The following is a 24,444-nucleotide window of genomic DNA, read 5'->3' as shown; positions in this document are numbered from 1 at the left end:
CAAAAAGTTTTGATTTATTTATTTCTCTAAGAATTATTATTCTACAAACAGCCCAGCCTGAGCTTACTTAAATATTCCCAGATCACATAACAACCAAGATCAATAATAATATTTTTATTATTAATGAATAACCACCTTATTAGAAGTGAAATTAGCACACTATACATCATCATGTCAAAGTAAATAAGCAGACATGGAAACATAATATTGTTATGTTATTGTTCTTTATTTTTAGACACAAACACCTTTATATCAACATCATTAGAATAAGCGGTAGATACATAACTTTGTAATAATTGATATGCCTGTAAACTTTCATCAGCAGCATTATTTCCCTTTGCCATTTCTTTTACAAAATGCTCTTTGCAAAAAGCATTCCCAATTACCATCCAGATTTCTTTATCAACTAATGGTGACTTCCTTCTTTCCGAAACAACATCCCACAAACTCGCCAGTGTGCTCTCCCTGACAGCTGCATCTCCGTTGCTATCAAATATCTTAGATTCATATACTCGTATGCGATCATTAACAGTAGCTTTACCTTTACTGGGCCATTCTTTCTGTAGTTCAGTGACATTACCAGGTAGCAGGTCAGCATTTGTAGATATCATCATTTCAATATTTTTAATAGCTTGTCCACCGACCTCTGCAATAGCACCTGCTGATGATTCAGGCCTTTTAGCACTGTTACCACATTTTGCATGGACAAATATAAGTTTACTTGGTGAGCTTATTATAAAATCAGCTGGTTCTGTTCCCATATCTGTACATATCATTAAGTCAATATTATTTGTATACTCTCTGAATGGTCCATATTCTATGTACGGCAAGCTAGGGTCAGCATATCCTTTTAGCTTATCAACTAAATAAAATATAGAGTCCTTGGAGAAACTTTTCCCGTCAAATCCTTGGAACTTCTCCTTCCCTTTTTCTGTCATTCCTTCTTTTAATAATTCTGGAATTGAGATTATAACTTTATTTAGATTTGCATCTTCAAGCGTGAAGCCATCATCTGAAGGTAATCTAAAACTATAAAACTCACCATCACTAAAAGACTTCCCATCAGAATACAAAACCTTATACGTATGCTCATAAAGGAAATCGTTCACATCTACTTTGTTGTCTCCTTTTAGAACTTCGATATCAAAATCACAAATAAAACTGTAAAATGGATTGTCATTTCTTTTTTCTATTTTGATTTTTTCACTCATAGGATCAAATAAAAATCCATCATCATACTTAAAGTATAAAAATGTCTTTTCAATAAAAAAATCTTTGCCATCAATTAAGACTTTCACATCTGCTTCTAAATCGCTAAAATCGAAAACTATTGATGATATATTCTCATCAGGGATCTCTTGTATAGGCATTGCAAATGAACTGATTACCCCTTTAATATTTGATTTATTACCTGCAATTACACCATCAATCTCTGATAACCACTCATCAAAACTCTCTAACGTAAAATCAGACCTAAGCTGGTCTGATATCCTTCCATTTCCCATACCTAGATAATAGCTACCAACCTTCTTATCATTCACATCATAATTGTCTAATCTCAACGTGCTTAGCGCATAACTACTGTTTGTTTGTGTATTTGACAATTCATCAAGATTACGTCCTTTAAGCAATATTGCTTCTGGTCTCCTCTTGGCTGTCGTTATTGAACGACTACTAACTTCCCTAGGAATAGTTTTTATAGCTCCAGATGATACCTTTAAGAGATCTTCAAGTCGTATAGGCCTTTCCAATTTCGTATTATTATTTTTTTGATATTTCTTGTTTCTACTATCAAATATGGCAACCAGCTTTCCATTTAGCTTTTTTATTACCACAACTTCAAGGGTAGGTTCAAAGAAAAACTCATCTACTAAGAAACGTGAGCGATTAAATGCAACTGAACAGATAACATATAAACTATCGTTGTATTGATAAGCCTCTTTAACAAGCTCTCCATCATGGTGTAATGACCAATAAATATTATCGGCTAAATCTGATAACGAAAAATCCTCATGCGTTTTATAGAAGCAAACTGAAGCAGATGGGATTACTAACGATTTACTCGGGTCGAAATCAGTCAAGTTGAACTTTCTAATAAATCTATTACCATAATAGCTTGCATCGGGGAACTCGGATAAGTACCGCTCAATTAACAAACTTGTATTCAACGATCCAAGAAATCTCTCTTGTCCATTTCTATCTTGCAGAGTGCTGTCAAAATTTAAATAATTATCCCACAACCTAGAATTTGATGATGTGTTTAACTCATATACGATTGGGTCTACATTATTATAAACCCGAACAACCCTCCCTACTGTTTGAACTAATTCTCTTCCGCTGCTTACTTCATATGTTAGAATCAACAACTTTGCTTGAGGGATATCAACACCTTCATCAATTTTCCTTTGATGTATGATCACTTTGTATTTCGAGCTTTTAATATCTGAGGGTACAAACTCTTTTTTATTTTCCTCTGTGCTTTTCTTAAACCCATCATGTAAAGCTAATGTTTCAAAGTCGTTTTTAAGAAAATCATAATAATAACTAACATCGCTTTGATATTTGCACTTCACTATACATACAGTGTCAGGGTGTTTTTTTAAAAAACCATTTATTATATTTTTTAATTGATCTTTATTTTCAGTTTTAAATTCAGGGCAAGAAATCACCCCATTCCTAGTTGCTTGTCCAAACGTATAGATATAACTGTACTTCTCATTTATATCAAACTGAAAGAGATCATTTCTATAAGGTGTAGCCGTGACTACAATTCGATGAGCTGATATACCTCTAACTAGCTCTCTCCATACCAAAGATGGCTCAGAATGCCCCTCATCAACAATGACTAAGTCAATATTGCTCTGTAACTCCTTTAATTGCTCTTCATTCAATCTTTGAACGGTTTGAAATGTAGTAACAAAAACCCCATCTCTTTTTATATTATTTATATTTTTATATGCTTTTTTATTAGTTAAACGAGGATCCTTACCCACACCAATTTTTTCATAAAAACCACCATTAATATCATTAAAAAGTTGGTTTCTTACTGCACTTCTGTGGCAAAGCACAAGAATTCTTTTCTGTTTTGCTCGGTGAGTAACGATCGTTATCACACCTGATTTCCCAGCCCCAGTAGGTAAACTCAGCAAGCAAGCCTTTGAAGGTTTTTTTCTAATACCTTCATCTGTTTTTTCATATGTATTAAGGTATTTTAATGCTATGTCTATACTTGAAATCTGACAATCCCTCAATTTTTCTTTAAATAAAAAATCAATATTTTCCTTTTCCATTTAACCCTTCAATGTTTATTGAATAATTATTACATGTATTCTTAATACCATCTATTCTGGAAGAATTCAACATGTACAGAACCCCTTCCAATTGAATAATGATAGAATAATTAAAATATAAATAATGAGTTTTTTATTTAATTTTACATATGGAACAACACTGTAATGTTGTTAGTGCTTAACACAGCGCTCGCTCTTCATATCATTAGGAATGTGATTTGGCGCGCATTATGCCATAACGGGGATAAGAGATCGCGGGAAGTTTTGGTGACAATTTGAGCAGTGGTGCGGTGGTGGTGGATGCCAGGCAAGCAGATTGTTTGCCAGAACGGTCGGATGCGGTAGCCCCACCCGACAGACAAGCGGGTTAATCAGGAAAATGGCCGTTGATATCCGCATAAGATGCCGCATCGGTGAATAACGGCTCTGAGTTGCCGTCAGCCAGAAAGCCCGCGGCTAATTTGATAGTGCTTGCCCACAGCGTTTGCGGAATCCATGAACCAACACTCACTCGCCGCACGCCAAGTTCAGCCAGCCTGTCGGCGGGCAGAAGACCAGGCCAGGTGATTACGTTGAGTAACAGATCGGTATTGCCGGCAATCTGACGGATCGCATCCGGATCTGTCACCCCCAGTACGAACAGGCCGTCGGCTCCGGCGTCGCGATAAAGTTTTGCTCGCACCAGCGTCTCATCCATCCGCTTGGCGGCAGAGGTCAGATTACGCGCATAAACATCCGTGCGGGCATTAATGTACAGTTTGACGCCCAAGCGTTCCGCCACACTACGCGCCTGATTAATTTTTTCGCACAATATTTGTGGAGAGCCTGCGCCATCCTGAATATTGATGCCAACCGCACCAACATCAATAAAGCGGGCTACTACATTTTCGAAGCTATGTTCATGCGTGGCATAGCCGCCTTCAATGTCGACACTGAGCGGCACTTTAATCACCCGGGCTATCGCCGCTATGCTCGCCAGGTGGGGTTCCAACGGCAACTGATCCCCGTCGCGGTAGCCAAGTGACCAGGCAACACCGGCGCTGGTAGTCGCGATCGCCGCCGCACCGAGGCTTTCAATCAACAATGCACTGCCGGCATCCCAGGCATTGGGTAGACGCAACGGATGTGGCTGGCGGTGTAAATTGGCAAAAATGGTGGCTTTACTGTTGAGGTCCATAGAATTCTCCCGAGAAAAACGCATTCTAACCATCGTCAATCTGGATGATAATAGCCGCTAATTTCAGATATTCATTCCTCAGGAGAACGAATGGAAGAACCTTCCCTGCATCTGGTGAAAGTCTTTGTCACCGTGGCGGAACACCAAAGCTTCGCCAAGGCGGCACAAAGGCTCAATATGACCCCTTCGGCGATTAGTCGCCTGGTCAAAAAACTTGAGCTGCAGGTTGATATGCTGTTGATCAATCGCACCACTCGGGCCATGTCGCTGACCGATGCCGGCCAGCGTTACTTCACAGATTGCAGCGCCGCACTTGATCAATTGCACATAGCTTATGAACGTATGCGCGATGAGCAAAACCAGCCTCGAGGAACACTGCGGGTTAGTACTTCTCTGTCCTTTGGTCGCCTTCACGTCGCGCCACACCTGTCAGCCTTTATAATGCAGTATCCCAAATTACGGATAGACCTGCTGATGACTGACCGTTATGTCGACATAGTCGCGGAACACGTAGCCGTTGCAATCCGTATCGGCCGCCTGCCAGATTCGAGCCTTGTAGCACGCAAGTTGCTCAATAATCGCCGTATTCTTGTCGCCGCGCCGAACTACCTGCAGCAGCAGGGTATACCGGAAACCCTGAAGGAGTTGCAACGGCACGAGTGTCTGGTTTCTACCGCGAGCCACGACGGTGAGAATTGGCGCCTGTTTGGCCCTGAAGGTGAAACCCTTTTTCGCCCCAAGGGCAGGATGCAAGCAGACAACGGTGATGCAATTAAACAGTTTTGTCTCGATGGACAAGGTATCGCGTTTCATTCCGCAGCTACCATGGCCGACGCCATCAGTTTGGGACAGTTAGTGCAGGTGTTGCCGCAATGGACGGGCAGAGAGACAGGGGTTTATTCCGTTTATCCACCGGGGCCAGTGGGGCCGGCGGCGCGGGCGTTGGTCGAATTTCTGAGCCACCGCTGGCAGCAGGAGCCTTGCCTGCAAAGCGCCACAATTAGGTGACAAAACCGGATACCACCAACCAGGTATTATCCATCTTGCGGGGGATCCTCTGCCAATGTGCTTTCTGCGATAACGAAATCACCAGCACCCATGTTTTAAGATACTGAAATAGATATCTTTAAACTTTTCTTTCCTTAAAACATCCCCTTTCAATACCGAAACTTCTTTATCCCACTCTTGGGTAAACCTGGGTTCGCCATCGTTGTTATTTAGCTTTTTTAAACCACAGGCAGCATAAAGTTTAGCTTCTGGCGTTGCCTGCGGGTTATTGGCAATACGCAAGAAAACGGCCCCCGCATCCTGGTAGGTTAGGATTTTTATTAACTCGGTTTCGCCAACGCTGCCAATGCCAACAAACCCATTCATTCCCAAAGAGAAATTGTTAACCCTGGATAAAACATTCTCTGTCTCTTCACTGCTTTGTTCAGCGGCATAAGCGTTGAGGGAACAGAAAGAAACAACCAGCAAAGTCACAACGCGAAAAATCATTTTCATAAAAGTCTCCCTATTCAACCGGTTTTATACCGGGTTGGAATGTGCCGATGTCCAGTCCTGCTGATGCAAAACCTCTACAAGCGCCCGTGACGCTGCGCTGCGATAGGCATCTTTACGCTGTAGCAATACCGCCCGGCGCGCGGGCATGGCGGCGACAAGTGGCACCACTCGCAACTGCGGATTTGCCTGGGTAATCGCCGCCGGCAGCACCGTGGCAAGCGAGCCACGGCGTACCATCTCAATGATGGCACCAATCGCATTGGCCTCCACCACGACCCGTGGCCGGATCCCCTGCTGCCGGCAATAGTCGTCGATAAACTGACGAGTGGCAAAATCCTCACTCAACAGCGCCAGCGGCTGTTGCTCAAACGCCTGCGCCGTCAAGGGTTCAAACCGTTGGGCCAAAGGGTGATTGCTGCCCACCACCATATTCAGCGACTCGCGAAACAAATCCTCGGCCTCGATATCCGTCAACTGCGCCTGACCGAAAGCAATACCCAGATCCAACCGATCCTCCGCCAACAGCGCCTCAATCCTGTCCTGTGTCATCTCGTGAATACTCAAGGTTACCCCCGGATAACGCCGATAAAAGGCATCAATCACCGGGCCCACCAGATAGGCGGTAAAGGTCGGCGTCATCGCCAACCGCAGGTTGCCACGCTCCAGCGTTGCCACGTCATGGATTGCCCGCGCACCGGCATCCAGATCCTGCAGTGCCAGTTGGGCATAGCGCATCCAGGCAACACCGGCGTCGGTCAGCCGCACCGTTCGGCCACTACGATCAAACAGCGGTGTGCCCAGCGTTTCCTCCAGCTGTTTGATTTGCTGCGACAGCGTTGGCTGCGAGACGTGCAGCGCTTCGGCAGCACGGGTGAAGTTGCCCTGTTCGGCAACGGCCAGAAAATAACGGATATGTCGCAGCAGCATAACGCCTCTATTATTGGTAATTCCTATGGCTACCATTATAAATGGGTCTTAGACCCTATAGCCAGAGCGGCGCATGATGCATCCATCGCTTAACAGCAACCAGATGGAGGCAGTATGAAAGAAGTTATCGAAGGTTTTCTGAAGTTCCAGCGCGAGGCGTTTGTCGAGCGTACGGCCTTGTTCCAGCGGCTGGCTACCCAGCAGAACCCTCGAACCCTGTTTATCTCCTGTTCCGACAGCCGCCTGGTCCCGGAACTGATTACCCAGCGTGAACCGGGCGATCTGTTTGTGATCCGCAATGCCGGCAATATCGTGCCTTCGTTCGGCCCGGAACCCGGTGGCGTATCCGCGTCGGTGGAATATGCCGTCGCCGCGCTCGGGGTTGAAGATATCGTGATTTGCGGGCATTCCGACTGCGGCGCGATGACCGCCATCGCCACCTGCCAGTGCCTGGAACATATGCCCACCGTGGCTAACTGGCTGCGCTATGCCGATTCAGCCAAGGCGGTCAATCAGGCTTATCAGCATGCCACCGAGGCCGGGCGGGTCAGTTCGATGGTGCGCGAGAACGTCATCGCACAGTTAACCAATATCAAAACTCACCCTTCCGTAGCAGTGGCGCTTGAACAAGGGCGATTGAAACTACACGGTTGGGTTTATGACATCGCCAGCGGCGGCATTGAAGCGCTGGATGGCGAAACCCGTCGTTTTATTCCGCTGGCCACGAATCCTGAAGTTACGGCAACCCCTGCCGTAGCCCGTTTTTAATTTCATTCCTTAAGGAAACAATATGACCCAGTCACTGCACTACTCATCCCCACGCGAAACCCTGACCGACACCATTATGATGGCCAAGATCCGCAAAAACCTGACCTTCGAAGCGATTAACCAGGGCACCGGGCTAAGCCTGGCGTTCGTCACCGCCGCCCTGCTGGGCCAGCATCCGCTGCCGGAGCAAGCCGCCCGTGTGGTGGCAGCAAAACTGGATCTGGACGAAGACGCCATTCGCCTGCTGCAAACCATTCCGCTACGCGGCAGCATTCCCGGCGGCGTACCGACCGACCCGACCATTTATCGCTTCTACGAAATGGTGCAAATCTACGGCTCCACGCTGAAAGCCCTGGTGCATGAGCAGTTTGGCGACGGCATCATCAGCGCGATTAACTTCAAACTGGATATCAAAAAAGTGCCGGATCCAGACGGTGGCGAACGTGCGGTGATCACCCTCGACGGTAAATACCTGCCAACCAAGCCTTTCTAATCGACAAATGACAAATAATGAGGCAGCGCCCGAATCAGGGCCTGCCTTATTCCGGATACTCAGGCATACCGGACAATGGTCAAACGCTCCTCTTCAGTAGGGACGACAAAGTACTGAGTGAGCAGATCGAAAGCCTCCTCGCTTAGCGTAAAGGGATGGTCGCCTTGCTCATTTCTGAGTTTTATCCGGCTTTTACATAATGCATCACTGACATCGATAAAATGCAGGCAGTGGCCAACGCCAGCCAACTCGGCTAATTGTCGTGCCCACAGCCGCCGGTCCGGCGTATTCATCGGAAAATCCAGCACCACAGACAGGCCATGACCCAGCAGTTGCACAACATGCTCACTCAACGCCTCGCGTAGCCGGGCTGAGTAGTGAACATAATCCTGCAAAGTCGCCATCTGTTGTCCATACAGCGTTTTCAGCCAGCTATCTTCAACCAGCAACAGCGTTTGAGGTTGCTGCGCAAGGCTGTGCGCTAACGTCGATTTGCCTGAACCGGCTTTACCGCACATCAAATGCAACACGGTAGGGAGATGATTTTTCATGGGTTCCTCCAGGGGATGTTGCCAACAGGAGGGAGTGCTAAACCCGCCTGACTGGCGGGTTTTCGCTTAAAACAGACGCGCTATCCCACCACTCTATGAATGGTGATAATAATCTGCACGAATGAAAAACGATTTCTGTTCATCAGATATCAATAAGATAAACCCCAAGAGTTGTCAATCGACGTGATAACCACGGCTGTCCTGCGGTGCCTGTTCCCGCTGATCCAGCCCGTAGTCGCGTACCACTTCCGCCACACGCAGGCGATACTGCGCCAGCACGCCATGACGGCCACGCGTCTGCGCAGCACGGTGCTTTTCGATATTGCGCCATTGCTGCACCGCCGCTTCATCACGCCAAAAAGAAAGCGACAGCAACCGCTGTGGATCGGCCAGGCTTTGGAAGCGCTCAATGGAAATAAACCCGTCAATCTCCGCCAGCAACGGCTTCAGCTCAGCCGCCAAATCAAGATAGGTTTCGCGCTGGCCGTCGGCGGCCTGCAGTTCAAAAATAACGGCGATCATAATAAGCTCCTGTCAGCGGTAAATTCAGGCACGCGCGCGTTTTGCGAAGCCCGCCAGCGCACATTGTTCAGCAGTTGCAGATCAATACCCAAGGCGGATAAATGCTCGATACCACAACGCGCGATCATCTTCGCCCAGTCCGCGCCCGGACAGCGATGCGCCCCCTCACCGAAAGCAAAACTTTCATCCCCCGTGCACAACAACACCAGGACGCTCTGCCCAGCCAACACCGGGTAGCCGGCAACCTGCGTATCCCGCAAAGCAAAGCGGCGGGTGTTCTGAATCGAGGGTGTGTCGGACAAGACTGTTTCAATCAGTTCCTGCGCACTTCCCTGGTGGTTGCGCATCAATAACAACGCCTGCCCGATCAGGCCGGCAGTCCCTTCACAAGCCTGAAACATCAAGCCAATGGCATTGGCCATTACCACCTGACGATCGAAGCCTTGTATCGCACATGAATGCTGCAAACTCAGCCATAACGGGCCACGACAACCTTCCAGGCGTGCCGTTAAACGCTCCACAGCCTGGATCCCCCGCTCTACCTGTTGCTCACTACCCCCCGGAGCAATGCAGCGGGAAAAAGCCAGAATGTCATCGACTAACTCCGACCACTCATCCGCAGGGACACCCAGCAGTGCAGCAATAACGCACACTGGCAGGGCATAGTTAAAGCGGGTGATCTGCTTTGCGTCCTGCATGGAAGGCATTAACTCTCGCGCCACGCTTAATGCGGTTTGCCGGACCCGGTTTGGGTTAAAGGCAGTTAACGTCTGCAGAATGGCCTCTTTGAGCCTGAGCTGTTGTTCACCCTCCTGCATTCGTACCAGAGCACCGAAAATGGGCTGTGCTGGCGTGTTCAATAAGGCCGCGGGGACAGGTTCAGTTGCAGGACGTACCCCAAAGTCAATATTGTGCAAAACCTCCCGCACCACCACAGGAGAAACGGCTACCCAACTCTGCAAGTCCGCTTGAAATGCCATCGGCACCATCGGCATATAGTCAGCAAGCGGATCATCAGAAGTCACGGCAGCAAGCGCACGGGAATAGGGACAAACTGTCATAGTGTTCTCCGTTGAACCGAACCAGTGTGAAAACCCATCCTAGCGCTAGCCTGGCAGCCATACTTCGTCTAATCTCGAAGTATGAATAACATCGATATTGAAGATCGTCTGGCGGCACTGACCGCCGCCATTGCCGACTGCAGCCGGGCGCGCATGCTGTGCCTGCTGATGGATGGCCGTGCCTATACCGCAACCGAACTGAGCGCGGCGGTGGACGTCGCAGCCTCTACCGCCAGCGGGCACCTGGCACGCCTGCAGGAACAACGGCTGATTGTCTGCGTCAAACAGGGCCGCTATCGCTATTTCCGCCTGACCGGGCCGGCGGTGGCCGCCGCGCTGGAAACATTGATGGCGCTGGCCGGCGTCGAAAGGCCGGTAGTAAAAAGCACTACCCCAACCTCATTGCAATTCGCCCGCACCTGTTATGACCATATGGCCGGAGAAGTCGCGGTAAAATTGCATGACAGGTTGCATCAAGTAGCCTGGCTGGAGGGGGATGAAGACTACCGGTTAACGGACGCTGGCCGCACTGCCTTAACCCGGCTGGGCATCGACTGTTCGGCGGCGCTTTCACGGCGGCGCTTCGCCTGTGGCTGTCTGGACTGGAGCGAACGCAAGGCTCACCTTGGCGGCGCTCTGGGTGCCGCGGTGCTCAACGTTTTTATCGATCGCGGCTGGATCCGCCGTCAGCTTGAAACTCGTGAACTGCAGCTCACCGCCACCGGTAAAAAAGCGCTGACAGCACATTTTGGTCTCACGCTTTAACCCTGCGCCGCGTTAGTTTTGCTGCAATACTCAATAGGCAAACCGTCAACCCGAGGATTCTTCATGCTCAGCCAAACCCAATTCCCGATCGTCAAACGCTGGCCCGCACAGCACCCGGAAAGGCTACAGCTTTACTCTCTGCCTACGCCCAACGGCGTAAAAGTATCCATTATGCTGGAAGAAATTGGCCTGGCTTATGAACCGCACCTGATCGATATCGGCAAGAACGAAACCTGGACGCCGGAGTTTCTGTCGCTGAACCCGAACGGCAAGATCCCATCGATCATCGATCCTAATGGCCCCGGCGGTAAACCACTGGCGCTGTTTGAATCCGGCGCTATCTTGCTGTATCTGGCGGAGAAAAGCGGTAAGTTCCTGCCGCAAGATCCCGCTCTACGTTATGAAACCATCCAGTGGGTGTTTTTCCAGATGGCGGCGGTTGGCCCAATGTTTGGCCAGCTCGGCTTCTTCCACCGATTCGCCGGTCGCGAATATGAGGACAAACGTCCGCTGGAACGCTATAAGAATGAATCCAAACGCCTGCTCGGCGTGCTGGAAACCCGGCTTGAAGGCCGTGACTGGATCATGGGTCAGGATTACACCATTGCCGATATTTCACTGCTGGGTTGGGTCCGTAATCTGATCGGCTTCTACGAAGCGCGTGAGCTGGTAGAGTTCGATAGCTTCCCACTGGTGGGGCAATGGCTGGAGCGCGGTCTGGCGCGCCCGGCGGTACAACGCGGCCTGAATATTCCCGCCCGCAGCGAATAATGGATCCCCTGGGATAGCCGCCCGGCTATCCTTTTTCACCATCGGCAGCGTCATAAAACTGTCACACCCCTGCACTACTCTCCTTCGTAACAAATTGATGCCAATTATAATTTTGCATTTCGAAAAGGAGCTTTCCCCCTATGCAACAGTCCCTTTCCCTGATCGCCGGCGCCGTTTTATCCGCGTTATTGTGTTCCGCCGCCTTCGCCGATGAAACACCGGTCAATACCGCAGGCCTTTACGAGCGTGCAGCACGTGGCAACATCGTTGAACCCGGTGGCGCACGACGTCTGAGTGGCGATCAGACCGCCGCGTTGCAAGCTTCGCTGTCGGACAAAACTGTCAAAAACGTGATTTTGCTGATCGGCGACGGCATGGGCGATTCTGAAATCACCTCGGCGCGCAACTACGCCGAAGGCGCGGGCGGCTATTTTAAAGGTATCGATGCCCTGCCGCTGACCGGCCAATACACCCATTACTCACTGGATAAGAAAACCCACAAACCGAATTACGTGACTGACTCTGCCGCCTCGGCGACCGCATGGTCAAGCGGCGTAAAAACCTATAACGGTGCGCTGGGTGTGGACGTCAACGGTAAAGACCAACCGACGCTGCTGGAAATCGCCAAGGCGGCAGGCAAAGCCACCGGTAACGTCTCTACCGCCGAGCTACAGGACGCCACGCCAGCAGCACAGATTTCCCACGTCACCTCACGTAAATGTTACGGCCCGGAAGAAACCAGTGAAAAATGCGCCACCAACGCGCTGGAAAACGGCGGCCGTGGCTCCATCAGCGAGCAGTTGCTCAAGGCGCGCGCCGACGTCACCTTGGGCGGCGGGGCAAAATCCTTTAATCAGTTAGCAAAAAGTGGCGAATGGCAGGGAAAATCGCTGAAAGACCAGGCAACGGCTCTCGGTTATCAATGGGTCGAAAACCTCGATGCACTGAACGCCGTCAGCGTGGCAAACCAGCAAAAACCGCTGCTCGGGCTGTTTGCCGCCGGTAATATGCCGGTGCGTTGGCAGGGGCCGAAAGCCACTTATCACGGCAATATCGACCAACCGGCGGTAACCTGCGAAAACAACCCGGCACGCACGGCCGATATCCCGACGCTGGCGGTAATGACCGAAAAAGCCATCGACCTGTTGAAAACCAACCAAAACGGCTTCTTCCTGCAGATTGAGGGCGCGTCGATCGACAAACAGGATCATGCGGCCAACCCGTGCGGCCAGTTTGGTGAAACTGTTGACCTGGATGAAGCGGTACAGAAAGCGTTGGCATTCGCCCGCGCCGAGGGTAACACCCTGGTGATTGTTACCGCAGACCACGCCCACTCGAGCCAGATTATCGCCACCGATGCCAAGGCCCCTGGCCTGACACAAACGCTGACCACCAAAGATGGCGCACCGATGACCATCAGCTACGGCAATTCGGAAGAGGATTCACAGGGGCATACCGGCACTCAACTGCGGGTTGCCGCCTACGGCCCACGTGCTGCCAACGTGGTTGGGCTAACCGATCAGACGGATCTGTTCTATACCATGCGTGATGCAATGGCGATTAAGTAAGTTAACAGCCTAATATCCAAACGCCATTCATTGCCGGCACTCAGGGCAATGAATGGCGTTTTTACCCTTTATAAACAGCGGGTAACTGCTATATTGAAGGACTACTTTCGCTTTCGAGAAGGACTCCTCATGGCGTTACTCCGTTTGATTATTCTTTCCGGCTCGCTGTTGGTTGCGACCTCTACCCTGGCCGCCTCCCCGGTGCAGATGCGCTTTGATTCTGCCTGTGATTTCAGCAAGCTAAACATCATTCTCAAAGACCCGGTTAATCCCGACAACGTACAGTTGGACGTCGAACTGCAACCGCAGGCGGCACAACGGCTGTCAGCAACCACGACCGGCAACAATATCGGCAAAACATTAGTGACTGTGATCAACGGCATCCCAGTGAATAGCGCTACGCTGCGCAGTGAACTGAAGGTGACCGCGCTTAGCATCATGACCGATGGCCCAACGGCGCAAAAACTATTCCCCAGCCTGTTGAATAAATCCTGTGGATCCAAGCAAAAATAAAGAGTGAACCAGGCTGCCTCTAGGCATCCACCAACATCCTGGCCGCCATTTGCTTATAACTCGCCACCAGCTCCCGGCCTTCATCTGGGCCGGTACTGACCGCCAGCCGCATGGTCGCTTCCCCCAAATGCATCAGCAAGAAAGCCGCATTCTCCACCACCGCCGGATCTGACTGCGGCCGTAACCGACGTATTGCCGCCGCCAGTAACGCGCCGTTTAACCGGCTTTCCGCCACCTCTTCCTCGCGCAGCGTTTTGTTGGCCTGCGTCGCCGCCCAGATATCCCGCATGACCGGCTCAGCCATAAACAAGGCGTAATATTCGTCGATCAGGCAGTTAAATGCTTCGATCAACTGCGGTAACGTCTGCACCTGAATTAAGCCTTGTTCGATGCATTCACGCGCTTCCTGGTTATAACCTTGCGCCAGCACCCGCACGATGGCGGTTTTATCCGGAAAGTACTGGTACAGCGCCCCAATAGAAATACCCGCATTTTGCGCCACTTCACTCATCCGCATCGCGTCACTGCCCTGCTGGGCTATCAGCGCCGTTGCGCAATCCAGGATCAGCTTCACCTTCTCGCGGCTTCGTGTCTGGCTGGGTTTACGCCGCAGGGCGGGCGTTTTTTTTTGCTTATCAATCATCATGTCTCGTCCTTTGAACAAAAACCGCCTTGACAATAATACGAGGGTTTATCATATTTACAAAACATGAGTAATACTCACATTTGGAGCGGCATCATGAACAACAACGAACAGGGTTCACCAATTCTGGTTTTAGGCGCTACCGGAAAAACCGGCAGCCGTGTGGCAGCACGTTTGCAACAGCTTGGCATAGCGGTGCGGGCCGGACATCGTGGTGCCGCCATCCCCTTCGACTGGCAAGACAGCAACACCTGGCAACCGGCCTTACAGGATGTGCAAAAACTTTATCTCAGCTTTCAACCCGACCTGGCAGTACCGGGTGCCACCGAAATCGTTGAACGTTTTTGCCGGCAAGCGGTAAATGGCGGCGTGCAAAAGATAGTCCTGCTCAGCGGGCGCGGTGAGGACGAGGCCCGTCAGGCGGAAGAAGTGGTTGAACTCAGTGGTGCGGACTGGACGATATTGCGCGCCAGTTGGTTTATGCAAAACTTCAGCGAGAGTTTTATTCTTGATGAATTGCTAAACGGCGCAGTCTATTTGCCACCGGGCGAGATCCCCGAGCCTTTTATTGATGCGAATGATATTGCCGATGTTGCGGTTGCCGCCCTCACCCAACCCGGCCACAGCAATACGCATTATGAATTGACCGGCCCGCGTCTGATGACCTTTGAACAGGCTATTGGCGAGATTGCCGCCGCCGCTGGGCGTGAGATCCACTATCAGCAGGTGCCGGTGGCAGATTACGTCGGATACCTGCGCGAGGCACAATTGCCGGCGGAAATGGTCACGTTGCTGGAATATCTATTCAGCACCGTGTTGGACGGACGCAACGCCTCACTGACCGAGGACGTTCAACGCAGTCTCGGGCGTGCCCCGCGAGATTTCAGTACTTACATCGCCGACACCCTCCCCAGCGGAGTTTGGCAAGCGCGTTAACCGGCTAATGGCTGCCCTGCCCGGCGGCCATTTTCTTTTTGTTACCGGCTGTCATTTGCAATTGTTCCATAAATATTGTGTGATAGCTGAATATCGTTTAAATCAGCGGCAATTAAACCCTGTTAATAAAGCGGTTATATTTGAATATAAATAAAAATGAATTATTCCTGCCTTTAATCCGCTTTTTTTAATTACAAAAGTAGTTTTTAACAATATTGCAAACAATAATATCCCCTCAGTAACCAGAGTTGAACAATCTGTCCCCAGGCAGCCTGTAATAATCCACTTTTCGTTAAAAAAATGGTTAACAAAAAGACATTATCACTGCTATTCGGCTTTGCCGGGCGGGTTAGTTTCACCTATTCCCAGGGTAGCTCCCAATAAATTCTTTCACCTGCAATGAGTAGAATTTACACACAAGAGATTTGAATTAATGAGAAAATTACTCGTCCTGATTTTCTGTCTGAACCTGTTTGGCGTCACGCAACAGGCCGCAGCAGAAGAGAATAAGACCGTTGATGTGGTTCTGATCGGGGGTGGCATCATGAGCGCCACGCTGGGGACTTATCTGCACGAGCTGGAGCCAAACTGGTCCATCGACATGTATGAACGCATGAATGGCGTAGCGGAAGAAAGTTCCAACGGCTGGAATAACGCCGGTACCGGTCACTCAGCCTTCGCCGAAATGAACTACACCCCAGAAAAAGAAGACGGCAGCATCGATATCAGTAAAGCCGTGGTGGTGAACGAGTCTTTTGAAATCTCTCGTCAATTCTGGTCTTATCAGGTTAAAAATAACGTCCTGAAAGATCCAAAATCCTTTATTAATAGCGTACCGCACATGAGCTTTGTCTGGGGTGACGATAACGTCAACTTCCTGCGCAAACGCTATGCGGCACTGCAGCACAGCACCCTGTTCCGTGGTATGGAGTACTCTGAAGACGCCAACCAGATTAAACAGTGGGCACCGCTGGTGATGGACGGTCGCGATCCAACGCAAAAAATTGCCGCCACCCGCATGCCGCTGGGCACCGACGTGAACTTTGGCGTGATCACCCACCAACTGGTGGATACCCTGACCAAAAATCCAAACTTCAAGCTGAACCTGAGCCATGAAGTACGCGATATCAAACGTAACGCCGACAACACCTGGCGCGTGACCGTGGCCGATCTGAACCGTGACGGCAAAGAAACCAGCGTTAATGCCAAGTTCGTGTTTATCGGCGCGGGCGGTGCCTCTCTGACACTGCTGCAGAAATCCGGCATTCCTGAAGCCGAGGGCTATGGCGCCTTCCCGGTCGGCGGTCAGTTCCTGGTCACCACCAACCCGGAAATCGCTAACCAGCACCTGGCCAAGGTTTATGGCCTGGCCAGCGTAGGTTCACCGCCGATGTCGGTTCCGCACCTGGATACCCGTATGCTGGATGGCAAACGTGTCTTGCTGTTCGGACCGTTCGCCACCTTCTCCGGCAAGTTCCTGAAAAACGGTTCACTGTTCGATCTGCTGCATTCCCTGAGCACCTCCAACCTGATGCCAATGACGCATGTCGGGCTGGATAACTTCGACCTGGTGAAATACCTGGTGGGTCAGTTGATGATGAACGACGACGACCGTTTCGCCGCGCTGAAAGAGTATTTCCCTGAAGCCAAACAGGCAGACTGGAAGCTGTGGACCGCCGGCCAACGCGTGCAGATCATCAAGAAAGACGATGACAAAGGCGGCGTGCTGCAGTTCGGTACCGAAGTGGTCAGCGCCAAAGATGGCAGCATTTCCGCCCTGCTGGGCGCATCACCGGGTGCATCTACTGCCGCGCCGATCATGCTGCACCTGATGGAAACCGTGTTCAAAGATAAAGTGGCGACGCCGGAATGGCAGAGCAAACTGAAAGAGATCATTCCGTCCTACGGCCACAAGCTGAACGGCGATATTGAAATGACCAACAAGATCCGTGGCTATACCAGCAGCGTGTTGCAGTTGAACTATATCGAAGTGAAGCCGGAAACCAACTGATAGCCCTTTTCCCACTCGCTTCAAGGCCGCCTCGTGCGGCCTTTTTCATTTCTCCACGACGGTAACAGCACTTTTAGCCACCTTTAGCACCCTAGTTAACACTTGCGTAACCCGATGCCCCGGCCTATTATCAAAGAACTAACTTGGATAATTACTCTTACCTACACTGACCTGAATGTCGTACTGCGGGAGAACTTAAACAATGGATCGCGTCAATATCATTCACGATTTGCTGGACTGGATTGAAAATCATCTGGATCAACCGTTGCTGTTAGACAACGTAGCGGCAAAGTCAGGCTACTCCAAATGGCATCTGCAAAGGATGTTCCGCAGTACCACTGGTCATGCGCTGGGCAGCTATATCCGCGAGCGTCGCCTGTCGCAGGCGGCACAGGCGTTGCGTTCGAGCCCACGCCCTATTCTCGATATCGCTCTGCAGTTCCACTTTGATTCCCAGCCATCATTTTCACGCGCGTTTAAAAAACAGTTCGGTAAAACGCCGGCGGTGTATCGCCGCACCACGCGCTGGGATGTGGCAGAAATGCGCCCGCAGGCGATCGAGCCATTGAAAGGGCATCGCCACGAGTCACCGGGCGTGCATCTGTGGTATGCGGGGAAATGTCTGGACGGGGTTTGCACCAACTGGGTTGGTCAGCAATAGAAAAATGAAAAGCAAAAAGCCAATGGGCTAATCCCATTGGCTTTTTTAATAGCGACAAACTTAGTTGTATTCGATGGTAAAAACGGCAGTCGATTTTATATTGCCGCCTTTAATCGTTGAGCCAGTACGATAGTAACGAGCCTTCAGAGGCAAGGTCAATGTATTGGCTTGGTTAGGGATAGTGCGTCCGGCATTGACCGCATCACCATTCTTAATCGGCTGTGTGGTATTGCCGGCCAACAGCTGTACGGCAACGCCAGATGCTGTGTTAGCACCGGTTTCTGATTTGATCACGCCCGGTGCATTCGAAGGATCCTGTGTGTAGTCAAAACGCACATTCACAATTCCTTGCCCCGCAGTGCCAGGCAACAGATTCTCACCCACGCCCCCCACGCAGTTGATGTTGATATCAAACGCCTTCTCGCCCTGAGTTGAGCCAACACCACCAAAAGACGCTGCAGTGACGGAGTCCAGGTTAACAACCTTGTTTTTAGAACCGCTGTCGACATTACAAGTTGAAGTCACGATCGTCAGGCTATTGGCGTCGACAATCGATTGCAGCAATGGCAAGCCAGGGCCGCTACCATCCATATAATAATTGGTATAAAGCCCGGTGGTCAGCTGGCCGGTGCCAGTCTGCGCGGCAGTTTTAACAATGTCGATCTTGAAGTAACCGCCGTTAAGGGTAACGTTGGTATTACCAGAAAATCTAATATCATGCGGGTAAAAGTTACTCACCGAACCTGCTTCACGGTACAAACGGATACCGATCCCTGGAATATTGGTGCTCCACACATTGGTAAAATTGGTAGGGCTGCCCTGCATAATCCGGCCAATCGAGCTACCGCCTCTTGAACAACTGCCGATATTACTAACCTGATTGATCGGGAACTGACCGGTGGTCAAGGTATCACCGACCTGACTGCTGGGTGTTACCAGCACACGCCCAAGCTTCATATTTATCACCTGAGCCTTGTAACCAGAGTTAACGTAACAGGCGGCATAGGCGCTTTGGCTGCCAACCATAATCAGCCCGAACAGCATCAGGTATTTCGCTGACCTTTTATGCAGCGATGGAACACGCATTAATTTTATCATTTGCAACTCGCTTCAATAATTTCGTAGTCAGTATTATTGTTCTGCGCTTTGGCACTGTAGCTGACTGAACACTGCTGCGTTGGCTGCGTGCCCCACTTAACCTGCAACAAACCTTTGCGCGCTTCGGTACGCAAGTAAATACGACTGCCCTGACCGACAATACCGACAACCTGATTGCGGGTATCCAGAACTTCGGCACCAAACGGCAACGCACTGCCATCAGGACCGAGGGCATGAATGATCAGTGCCTGCCCTTTGGTAGTCTTAAACTCCAGTCGGGCAATAGCTCCGGCGTAAGGAGCAATCTGCTGGCTGCTGCTCTCCAGCTCCACGTCGCGCGACATACCGCTCGGATCGAGCGTTACGTTAGTCATACGGTATGGTGCTACATAAGGAACTACCGCATAACCGTTGTCGTCAATACGCACTCCCGGCGAATTGGTCACAATAGCGCCGGCGGCGTCCGGTGCCTCTACCAGCACCATGGTTTGACCTCGTTGTGGCGTCATGGTAACGCCGCCACTGTGGGCGACTATGCTGCCCGAAGCTCCAACCGACGATTGGCGATAATCTTTGCCGTAGCTGTAAGAGCCATTAAGCGTCGAGAACCTGCTACGATACTCACCGCTCACGCTGCTATTGGTACCGCCGGTTTGATCGTTAGCCAACGTCGCGCTGTAGCTAATGTTGTTGTCTTCACCGGTAGAACCGTTAATACCCAGGCGGCTGCTGTCATAACCATTATCGGTATAGCCCAATGAGCTGTTCAGGCTCAAGGTCTGTGAACCCACGCTGAACGGAATCGACATCGTCAGGTAATAACGAGTTTCATCACGGTTATACATATCCGAGGTTCGCATAGCGGAAAGGCCGTAAGTGACGCGCCCATAATAGTTGTTATAACCCACTTGGTACTGCTTGGTACTGCCGCCACGGTTCCAGTAATCACGTACCGAACCGGTGATGTATAAAGAGCCGAAGCTATCGCCCAACCCCTGATTCAGAGTCAGTTGGTATTCACTGCGCTGACGGTTAACCGCATCTGCACTCAAACCTTTACGTTCGTTGTCGCGCGAAAATACGGCATCTCGCAGAGAGAGATAGCCTGAAGTTGAATAGCGATAGGCAGCAATCGTGAAGTTGGTGCTGGTTTCCGTCATCAACTTGCTGTAGCTGAGCTTATAACTTTGACCTGATTGGTCACCTTGCTTCAGACGGGTATTGGACTGAGTCACGTCCAGAGCAAAGGCGCCGACCGGCGTCGCGACCGCACTTCCCAACAACACTGCGCCATAACCATCACTGGCGATCGCGCCGGTGTAACCGGTGATAATATTGGTAAACCCGCGCTGATAAGTCGCCTGGAACATGTCGGGTTCCTTGCTCAAATTATCATCGCGCACTCGGCCAGCAGTCATTGCATAACGCTGAATACCTGGGCGGAGCATCTGCGCCACTGATGCGTATGGAACGCTAAATTGGCGCTTGCTTCCATCGGCCTCATTAACGGTGACGTTTAAATCACCGCCGTAACCGGTAGGATACAGATCGTTGATAACGAACTCACCCGGGGCAACGGTAGTCTGATAGATCAACTGGTTATTCTGACGAATTTCCACCAAGGCGTTACTTTGAGCCACCCCGCGCACAACCGGCGCATATCCATTCAGAGAGTCCGGCAACATGCGATCATCCGTAGCGATTTGCACGCCGCGAAAACCAATCGAGTCAAAGAAATCGCCGCTGGTGTAGCTGTCGCCCAACGTCAGCATGCCGCGCACACCCGGAATGGCTCGTTGCGCATAGGTCGCGGTATTCTGCCAGTGAGTGCTTTCGTTGGAACGCCAATTAACGTTTGAGTCATGGCGTAACTGCCAACCAGCCACATTCAGCCCTGCATTCAACGTCAGGTAAGCATTGGTAGAGTCAGAATTGCTGCCGTTGGCAGAGCTGTGGGTATTGAAGGCGTTAAAATTATACGACAGGCTGCCGGCGGTAATACCACGATCCCAGAATTTTGGATCGACATAGCCACGAGCACTACGGCGCAACGCCGCCTGCGGGATACTGATATCCATACGCAATGAGCTGGTGTCAAAACGGTAATAAGCTTCCGGTACCCACTGAGCCAGACTTTTACATGTCTCGGTGTTAATCGAAGGATCGCTGCTCATCGCGGCGGTATCCACACCAAACTCATCCAACGACAACAGGCTAAAACAGGTATCTGCACTGTTTTTTCCCGGTACATTTTTGAAATCGATACTTTTTTTGCCTTTCCATTCACCGTTAACATAAATATCTAGTGAATATTTACCCGCCAGAATAGGGTTACCATCACGGAAACGCGAGAGATCGACGCCCTGCGCATCGCCTATTAAAAAATTACTGTTGAAGGAAGCTTCAACAGGCGCGGCAGGTTTCTTGTTGTCGGCAGTGGTTTCCGCCCAGACGAAACCAGAAGAAACCAGACAAAGTGCGCTACCAGACAACAACAAAATTGATTTACAGTTAAATAACGCCAATTTAATAGCTGCAGAGATAGGTAACTCTTTCATATAAAGCATTCCTTTACCAAATTAAGCTCACCCCACCAATAGCCAAAGCTCTGGGGTATGAGGCTCTCTTCCAAGAGTTACTTTTGCTTATTCTTAGTACGGGACACACGTCCGCCAAAATCGTTAATAGTGGTAAATGCAACGTCGGCAATACGTGAGCTGTCACCAGAGAACGACAGGGTTTTTTCCTGACCTGGCGCTAACATGTCGCCATGCGGTGCCAATGACACTTTCTTCTGGTTGACGACGGCATCTATTTCGGTAAACGACACGTAATAGGGTGTTGGGTTTTTCACGCTGACGCCGGCGCTGCTAAAGCGCCACTGCAATTTTTCAGGCGCATCGTTCGCTTCGCCAGTCAGACCGGCCGGACGATACAGCAGTTTGACGCGGGTGCGGAAAGCCACCTGTAAGAAGTTCTCAGGCGTATTACTGCTTGCCCCGGTAGGTGCTGGAGGGATCTCCAATACATTCAACCAGAACAGGGATTCTTTATCTTGTGCCAATGCTGTAGTCGTCAATGACACACGCAGTGCCTGACCCGTAGCCGGTTCAACACGGCTGATTGGCGGAGATACGATAAATGGCGCTTTGCTGTTTTCAGGCGTGGTTTTCGCATCGCCTTCGTCAATCCAGGATTGGATTAATGCCGGTGAAGAGCCATTATTTGATAATTGGACGGTAACTTCCCGTTGTTTTCCCGGATAAATAATACGCGTACCGTTAATGATGACACTGGAAAAAACGCTGCTACTGAATAGCATGGCGATCAACAATACACTGTATTTTTTAAATGAATTTTTCATTATTTTATCACTGCGGTAGGGAAAAACGGCGGGGGGATAAACCACCCGCCCGAATAAGAATATTACTTATTGGTAAATGATGGTGTATTGAACGCTAGAAGTCACATCACCAGCGCCTGCTGCGTTAGTTGCATAATATTCTGCATAGTAGTTCAGGTCAGCAGAGTCGCCTTCGTTAGCAACAGTAACCCACTGGGAGTTATTCTGTGCACCGTTAGCACCAGCCGCCAGAATAGGCAGGAACTGGTTGTTGCTACCCAACAGTTGAATCTGCACGTTAGTTGCAGCGTCAGCTTGTGCTTGGTTATTCAGACGACCAGTATTGAAATCAACAGTTGCGCCTGGCTCAAAATAAGTAGCTACCTGGCCTTTAGAACATTGGGTCAGGTTGATCGCAAATGGCGTACGACCGGCAGTTGAACTCTGAGTTGCCAGAGTAGAAGCAGAAACTGTAGGCAGAGTTACGGTGAAATCTTTACCGCCTGGGGTGCTGATAGTACAAGTTTGGTCAGTTACTTTACCGTTAAAAGTAATAGTACCGTCCGCAGCTTGCGCAGAGAAAGAAGAAATACCTACGGTGCTTACAGCCAATGCTAATACAGCAGACAGTTTAGAGATTTTCATATTTAGACTCTCGATGAATTAATACAACCATTAAGTACATTCAACGATGCAACTCCTTGTCAGGAATGAAGCCCCGATGAATCCATTACCCGCCGAAATATAGACTAAGCGTATTCTTATTGTTAAATCGTTTAAAACATTCATAACCCCCCCTCTTGATAGAAATAAACTATCAACAAATACCTATCGATCGATGTTGACGATTCAATCGAATAGGAATAATCTGTGATTTAGAAAGGCATGCAGTTGGAGATTTTGCCTTAAGGCTTGATTAACAGCATATTATTCCGTTTATTAACATTTTATTACATTTTGAGCGGTTTAGACTTCGCGACAAATTGCGCATTTAAGGGTCTGTAAGCGGCATTGCTCATCTTGGCTACATCAAATAAGATATTTACCTATAAACAGACTGATTTTATTTTATTTTCGTTATAAAACAGACGTTTGTATATCAATCAAGGGATTGAGGAATGCGCAGTTCTTTTAGAGAGCAAAATAACGGAATTAATTATGTTTTCCAGCCTATGTTCGCAAAATCTGGACAATTGCTGGCCGTTGAGTGCCTGTCACGATTCACTTTTAATAGTGAATATGCGCATTTTTCTCCTGAACAATTCTTTCGCACTGCCGATAGCGCCACTCGGATTGAGATTCTGTTAGATCAAGTCAGTCTGATAGAGAAATATAACCACTGGTTTCGCGACAATCAGGTGATAGCCACATTAAATGTGGACGACCATTCTCTGAGATCTTTGGCCAATAGCCATTTTGCAGAAAGAATCAGTGCTACTCGCTGTATTCATTTCGAAATCAGTGAGAACTCAACCCGACTGGTAAAAGATCGCGTCCATGGCGATCCCTCACTGAAGAGCTATTCATTTTGGCTCGATGATTTTGGTTCTGGCTACGCGGGTTTTTCTGCGTTGTATAACAGCCAGTTCCGCTTCGTTAAACTCGACCGTTTTTTATTGTGGGACTTTATGAAAAAGTCCGGTGGTGACGGTTTAATGCGCGCTTTATTGCGTTTTTTTCACCTTAATCATTACAAGGTGATTATCGAAGGGGTAGAAACTCCCGAACATAAAAGATGGCTGGACGAAATGCCATATTACGCACTGCAGGGAAAGCTGTGGAAGGAATCCGACATCAAGGATTTGAACTCGCTTCTTACAGCTGAATACTTTTAACTCATTAT

23 protein-coding genes are annotated in these 24,444 nt (G+C 49.6%); 11 read left to right on the top strand and 12 right to left on the bottom strand.

The genetic code is table 11. The features are described from left to right. Positions 1 to 215: 215 nt before the first annotated feature. A complete protein-coding gene (locus QOT07_RS07810) occupies positions 216 to 3,290 on the bottom strand; it encodes a DEAD/DEAH box helicase (protein ID WP_283602855.1) in 3,075 nt (1,024 codons plus the stop codon). 367 nt (positions 3,291 to 3,657) lie between these two features. Continuing rightward, a complete protein-coding gene (locus QOT07_RS07805; RefSeq protein WP_283602854.1) occupies positions 3,658 to 4,467 on the bottom strand; it encodes an isocitrate lyase/PEP mutase family protein in 810 nt (269 codons plus the stop codon). Between the two features lie 90 nt (positions 4,468 to 4,557). Here QOT07_RS07805 and QOT07_RS07800 point away from each other — a divergent pair, with 90 nt between their 5' ends. Beyond that, entirely contained in the window at positions 4,558 to 5,475 is a 918-nt protein-coding gene (locus QOT07_RS07800) for a LysR family transcriptional regulator (RefSeq protein ID WP_283602853.1), read from the top strand. 78 nt (positions 5,476 to 5,553) lie between these two features. On the opposite strand, the gene mchS3 is transcribed toward QOT07_RS07800, so the two are convergent. Next, positions 5,554 to 5,970, bottom strand: a complete 417-nt coding sequence (gene mchS3 / locus QOT07_RS07795; RefSeq protein ID WP_099064095.1) for an MchS3 family protein — start codon at positions 5,968 to 5,970, stop codon at positions 5,554 to 5,556. Between the two features lie 24 nt (positions 5,971 to 5,994). Further along, positions 5,995 to 6,897, bottom strand: a complete 903-nt coding sequence (gene cynR / locus QOT07_RS07790) for a transcriptional regulator CynR (protein ID WP_261427031.1) — start codon at positions 6,895 to 6,897, stop codon at positions 5,995 to 5,997. A gap of 114 nt (positions 6,898 to 7,011) precedes the next feature. Between cynR and QOT07_RS07785 the strand changes: the two genes are divergently transcribed. Together QOT07_RS07785 and cynS are read left to right on the top strand one after the other, a co-directional pair. Next, on the top strand, positions 7,012 to 7,665 hold the full coding sequence (locus tag QOT07_RS07785) for a carbonic anhydrase (RefSeq protein WP_099064093.1): 654 nt from the start codon (positions 7,012 to 7,014) through the stop codon (positions 7,663 to 7,665). 22 nt (positions 7,666 to 7,687) lie between these two features. Continuing rightward, on the top strand, positions 7,688 to 8,158 hold the full coding sequence (cynS, locus tag QOT07_RS07780) for a cyanase (RefSeq protein ID WP_099064092.1): 471 nt from the start codon (positions 7,688 to 7,690) through the stop codon (positions 8,156 to 8,158). A gap of 59 nt (positions 8,159 to 8,217) precedes the next feature. Here cynS and QOT07_RS07775 read toward each other — a convergent pair whose 3' ends face one another. The 3 genes from QOT07_RS07775 to QOT07_RS07765 all read right to left on the bottom strand — a co-directional run bounded on the left by QOT07_RS07775 (position 8,218) and on the right by QOT07_RS07765 (position 10,292). Next, positions 8,218 to 8,709, bottom strand: a complete 492-nt coding sequence (locus QOT07_RS07775; protein WP_207975759.1) for a P-loop nucleotide/nucleoside kinase family protein — start codon at positions 8,707 to 8,709, stop codon at positions 8,218 to 8,220. 174 nt (positions 8,710 to 8,883) lie between these two features. Then, the gene (locus QOT07_RS07770) at positions 8,884 to 9,231 is read right to left on the bottom strand and encodes an antibiotic biosynthesis monooxygenase family protein (protein ID WP_085115906.1); all 348 of its coding nucleotides are present in this window, start codon (positions 9,229 to 9,231) and stop codon (positions 8,884 to 8,886) included. Then, entirely contained in the window at positions 9,228 to 10,292 is a 1,065-nt protein-coding gene (locus tag QOT07_RS07765; protein WP_283602852.1) for a cytochrome P450 family protein, read from the bottom strand. Before QOT07_RS07765 ends, QOT07_RS07770 begins: the two co-directional genes overlap by 4 nt. Before the next feature lie 81 nt (positions 10,293 to 10,373). On the opposite strand from QOT07_RS07765, the gene QOT07_RS07760 reads away from it, so the two are divergent. From QOT07_RS07760 to QOT07_RS07745, 4 genes are all read left to right on the top strand, one after another. Beyond that, the gene (locus QOT07_RS07760) at positions 10,374 to 11,057 is read left to right on the top strand and encodes an ArsR/SmtB family transcription factor (RefSeq protein WP_283602851.1); all 684 of its coding nucleotides are present in this window, start codon (positions 10,374 to 10,376) and stop codon (positions 11,055 to 11,057) included. Between the two features lie 63 nt (positions 11,058 to 11,120). Next, the gene (locus QOT07_RS07755) at positions 11,121 to 11,828 is read left to right on the top strand and encodes a glutathione S-transferase N-terminal domain-containing protein (RefSeq protein WP_207975763.1); all 708 of its coding nucleotides are present in this window, start codon (positions 11,121 to 11,123) and stop codon (positions 11,826 to 11,828) included. 140 nt (positions 11,829 to 11,968) lie between these two features. Next, a complete protein-coding gene (phoA, locus tag QOT07_RS07750) occupies positions 11,969 to 13,396 on the top strand; it encodes an alkaline phosphatase (protein WP_283602850.1) in 1,428 nt (475 codons plus the stop codon). Positions 13,397 to 13,525: 129 nt separating this feature from the next. After that, positions 13,526 to 13,909: a hypothetical protein gene (locus tag QOT07_RS07745; RefSeq protein ID WP_283602849.1), complete on the top strand. Its 384-nt coding sequence runs from the start codon at positions 13,526 to 13,528 to the stop codon at positions 13,907 to 13,909. A gap of 19 nt (positions 13,910 to 13,928) precedes the next feature. On the opposite strand, the gene QOT07_RS07740 is transcribed toward QOT07_RS07745, so the two are convergent. Next, positions 13,929 to 14,555: a TetR/AcrR family transcriptional regulator gene (locus QOT07_RS07740; RefSeq protein ID WP_283602848.1), complete on the bottom strand. Its 627-nt coding sequence runs from the start codon at positions 14,553 to 14,555 to the stop codon at positions 13,929 to 13,931. A 93-nt stretch (positions 14,556 to 14,648) separates the two neighbouring features. Between QOT07_RS07740 and QOT07_RS07735 the strand changes: the two genes are divergently transcribed. The 3 genes from QOT07_RS07735 (at position 14,649) to QOT07_RS07725 (ending at position 18,160) form a co-directional block, all read left to right on the top strand. Further along, positions 14,649 to 15,488, top strand: coding sequence for an NmrA family NAD(P)-binding protein (locus QOT07_RS07735; RefSeq protein WP_261415656.1), 840 nt, complete (start codon positions 14,649 to 14,651; stop codon positions 15,486 to 15,488). Between the two features lie 433 nt (positions 15,489 to 15,921). Further along, on the top strand, positions 15,922 to 17,499 hold the full coding sequence (gene mqo, locus QOT07_RS07730; protein WP_099064084.1) for a malate dehydrogenase (quinone): 1,578 nt from the start codon (positions 15,922 to 15,924) through the stop codon (positions 17,497 to 17,499). Positions 17,500 to 17,701: 202 nt separating this feature from the next. Then, positions 17,702 to 18,160, top strand: coding sequence for a helix-turn-helix domain-containing protein (locus QOT07_RS07725; protein WP_129935425.1), 459 nt, complete (start codon positions 17,702 to 17,704; stop codon positions 18,158 to 18,160). 60 nt (positions 18,161 to 18,220) lie between these two features. On the opposite strand, the gene QOT07_RS07720 is transcribed toward QOT07_RS07725, so the two are convergent. From QOT07_RS07720 to QOT07_RS07705, 4 genes are all read right to left on the bottom strand, one after another. Then, on the bottom strand, positions 18,221 to 19,246 hold the full coding sequence (locus QOT07_RS07720; RefSeq protein WP_283602847.1) for a fimbrial protein: 1,026 nt from the start codon (positions 19,244 to 19,246) through the stop codon (positions 18,221 to 18,223). A gap of 8 nt (positions 19,247 to 19,254) precedes the next feature. Further along, a complete protein-coding gene (locus QOT07_RS07715) occupies positions 19,255 to 21,816 on the bottom strand; it encodes a fimbria/pilus outer membrane usher protein (protein ID WP_261415653.1) in 2,562 nt (853 codons plus the stop codon). 77 nt (positions 21,817 to 21,893) lie between these two features. Further along, positions 21,894 to 22,622: a fimbrial biogenesis chaperone gene (locus QOT07_RS07710; RefSeq protein WP_261415652.1), complete on the bottom strand. Its 729-nt coding sequence runs from the start codon at positions 22,620 to 22,622 to the stop codon at positions 21,894 to 21,896. Between the two features lie 66 nt (positions 22,623 to 22,688). Then, positions 22,689 to 23,246 carry a fimbrial protein gene (locus QOT07_RS07705; protein ID WP_129935433.1) on the bottom strand — a complete coding sequence of 186 codons (558 nt, stop codon included), beginning with the start codon at positions 23,244 to 23,246 and terminating at the stop codon, positions 22,689 to 22,691. A 473-nt stretch (positions 23,247 to 23,719) separates the two neighbouring features. Between QOT07_RS07705 and QOT07_RS07700 the strand changes: the two genes are divergently transcribed. Then, on the top strand, positions 23,720 to 24,436 hold the full coding sequence (locus tag QOT07_RS07700) for an EAL domain-containing protein (RefSeq protein ID WP_207975772.1): 717 nt from the start codon (positions 23,720 to 23,722) through the stop codon (positions 24,434 to 24,436). Positions 24,437 to 24,444: the final 8 nt, after the last annotated feature.

The organism is Serratia proteamaculans (assembly GCF_949794035.1).
Taxonomy (GTDB): Bacteria; Pseudomonadota; Gammaproteobacteria; order Enterobacterales; family Enterobacteriaceae; genus Serratia; species Serratia proteamaculans.
Note: the sequence above shows the minus strand (reverse complement) of the source record. Positions and strands in the feature narration are given on the sequence as shown.

What these genes read in the sequence shown, in the direction of transcription:
- QOT07_RS07760 (WP_283602851.1), top strand. Translation starts at nt 10,374, where the DNA reads ATGAATAACATCGATATTGAAGATCGTCTGGCGGCACTGACCGCCGCC.
- QOT07_RS07735 (WP_261415656.1), top strand. Translation starts at nt 14,649, where the DNA reads ATGAACAACAACGAACAGGGTTCACCAATTCTGGTTTTAGGCGCTACC.
- QOT07_RS07775 (WP_207975759.1), bottom strand. Translation starts at nt 8,709, where the DNA reads ATGAAAAATCATCTCCCTACCGTGTTGCATTTGATGTGCGGTAAAGCC.
- QOT07_RS07770 (WP_085115906.1), bottom strand. Translation starts at nt 9,231, where the DNA reads ATGATCGCCGTTATTTTTGAACTGCAGGCCGCCGACGGCCAGCGCGAA.
- QOT07_RS07725 (WP_129935425.1), top strand. Translation starts at nt 17,702, where the DNA reads ATGGATCGCGTCAATATCATTCACGATTTGCTGGACTGGATTGAAAAT.
- QOT07_RS07805 (WP_283602854.1), bottom strand. Translation starts at nt 4,467, where the DNA reads ATGGACCTCAACAGTAAAGCCACCATTTTTGCCAATTTACACCGCCAG.
- QOT07_RS07765 (WP_283602852.1), bottom strand. Translation starts at nt 10,292, where the DNA reads ATGACAGTTTGTCCCTATTCCCGTGCGCTTGCTGCCGTGACTTCTGAT.
- QOT07_RS07705 (WP_129935433.1), bottom strand. Translation starts at nt 23,246, where the DNA reads ATGAAAATCTCTAAACTGTCTGCTGTATTAGCATTGGCTGTAAGCACC.
- QOT07_RS07745 (WP_283602849.1), top strand. Translation starts at nt 13,526, where the DNA reads ATGGCGTTACTCCGTTTGATTATTCTTTCCGGCTCGCTGTTGGTTGCG.
- cynS (WP_099064092.1), top strand. Translation starts at nt 7,688, where the DNA reads ATGACCCAGTCACTGCACTACTCATCCCCACGCGAAACCCTGACCGAC.
- QOT07_RS07720 (WP_283602847.1), bottom strand. Translation starts at nt 19,246, where the DNA reads ATGCGTGTTCCATCGCTGCATAAAAGGTCAGCGAAATACCTGATGCTG.
- QOT07_RS07755 (WP_207975763.1), top strand. Translation starts at nt 11,121, where the DNA reads ATGCTCAGCCAAACCCAATTCCCGATCGTCAAACGCTGGCCCGCACAG.
- QOT07_RS07810 (WP_283602855.1), bottom strand. Translation starts at nt 3,290, where the DNA reads ATGGAAAAGGAAAATATTGATTTTTTATTTAAAGAAAAATTGAGGGAT.
- QOT07_RS07710 (WP_261415652.1), bottom strand. Translation starts at nt 22,622, where the DNA reads ATGAAAAATTCATTTAAAAAATACAGTGTATTGTTGATCGCCATGCTA.
- phoA (WP_283602850.1), top strand. Translation starts at nt 11,969, where the DNA reads ATGCAACAGTCCCTTTCCCTGATCGCCGGCGCCGTTTTATCCGCGTTA.
- QOT07_RS07740 (WP_283602848.1), bottom strand. Translation starts at nt 14,555, where the DNA reads ATGATGATTGATAAGCAAAAAAAAACGCCCGCCCTGCGGCGTAAACCC.
- QOT07_RS07785 (WP_099064093.1), top strand. Translation starts at nt 7,012, where the DNA reads ATGAAAGAAGTTATCGAAGGTTTTCTGAAGTTCCAGCGCGAGGCGTTT.
- QOT07_RS07800 (WP_283602853.1), top strand. Translation starts at nt 4,558, where the DNA reads ATGGAAGAACCTTCCCTGCATCTGGTGAAAGTCTTTGTCACCGTGGCG.
- cynR (WP_261427031.1), bottom strand. Translation starts at nt 6,897, where the DNA reads ATGCTGCTGCGACATATCCGTTATTTTCTGGCCGTTGCCGAACAGGGC.
- QOT07_RS07700 (WP_207975772.1), top strand. Translation starts at nt 23,720, where the DNA reads ATGCGCAGTTCTTTTAGAGAGCAAAATAACGGAATTAATTATGTTTTC.
- mchS3 (WP_099064095.1), bottom strand. Translation starts at nt 5,970, where the DNA reads ATGAAAATGATTTTTCGCGTTGTGACTTTGCTGGTTGTTTCTTTCTGT.
- QOT07_RS07715 (WP_261415653.1), bottom strand. Translation starts at nt 21,816, where the DNA reads ATGAAAGAGTTACCTATCTCTGCAGCTATTAAATTGGCGTTATTTAAC.
- mqo (WP_099064084.1), top strand. Translation starts at nt 15,922, where the DNA reads ATGAGAAAATTACTCGTCCTGATTTTCTGTCTGAACCTGTTTGGCGTC.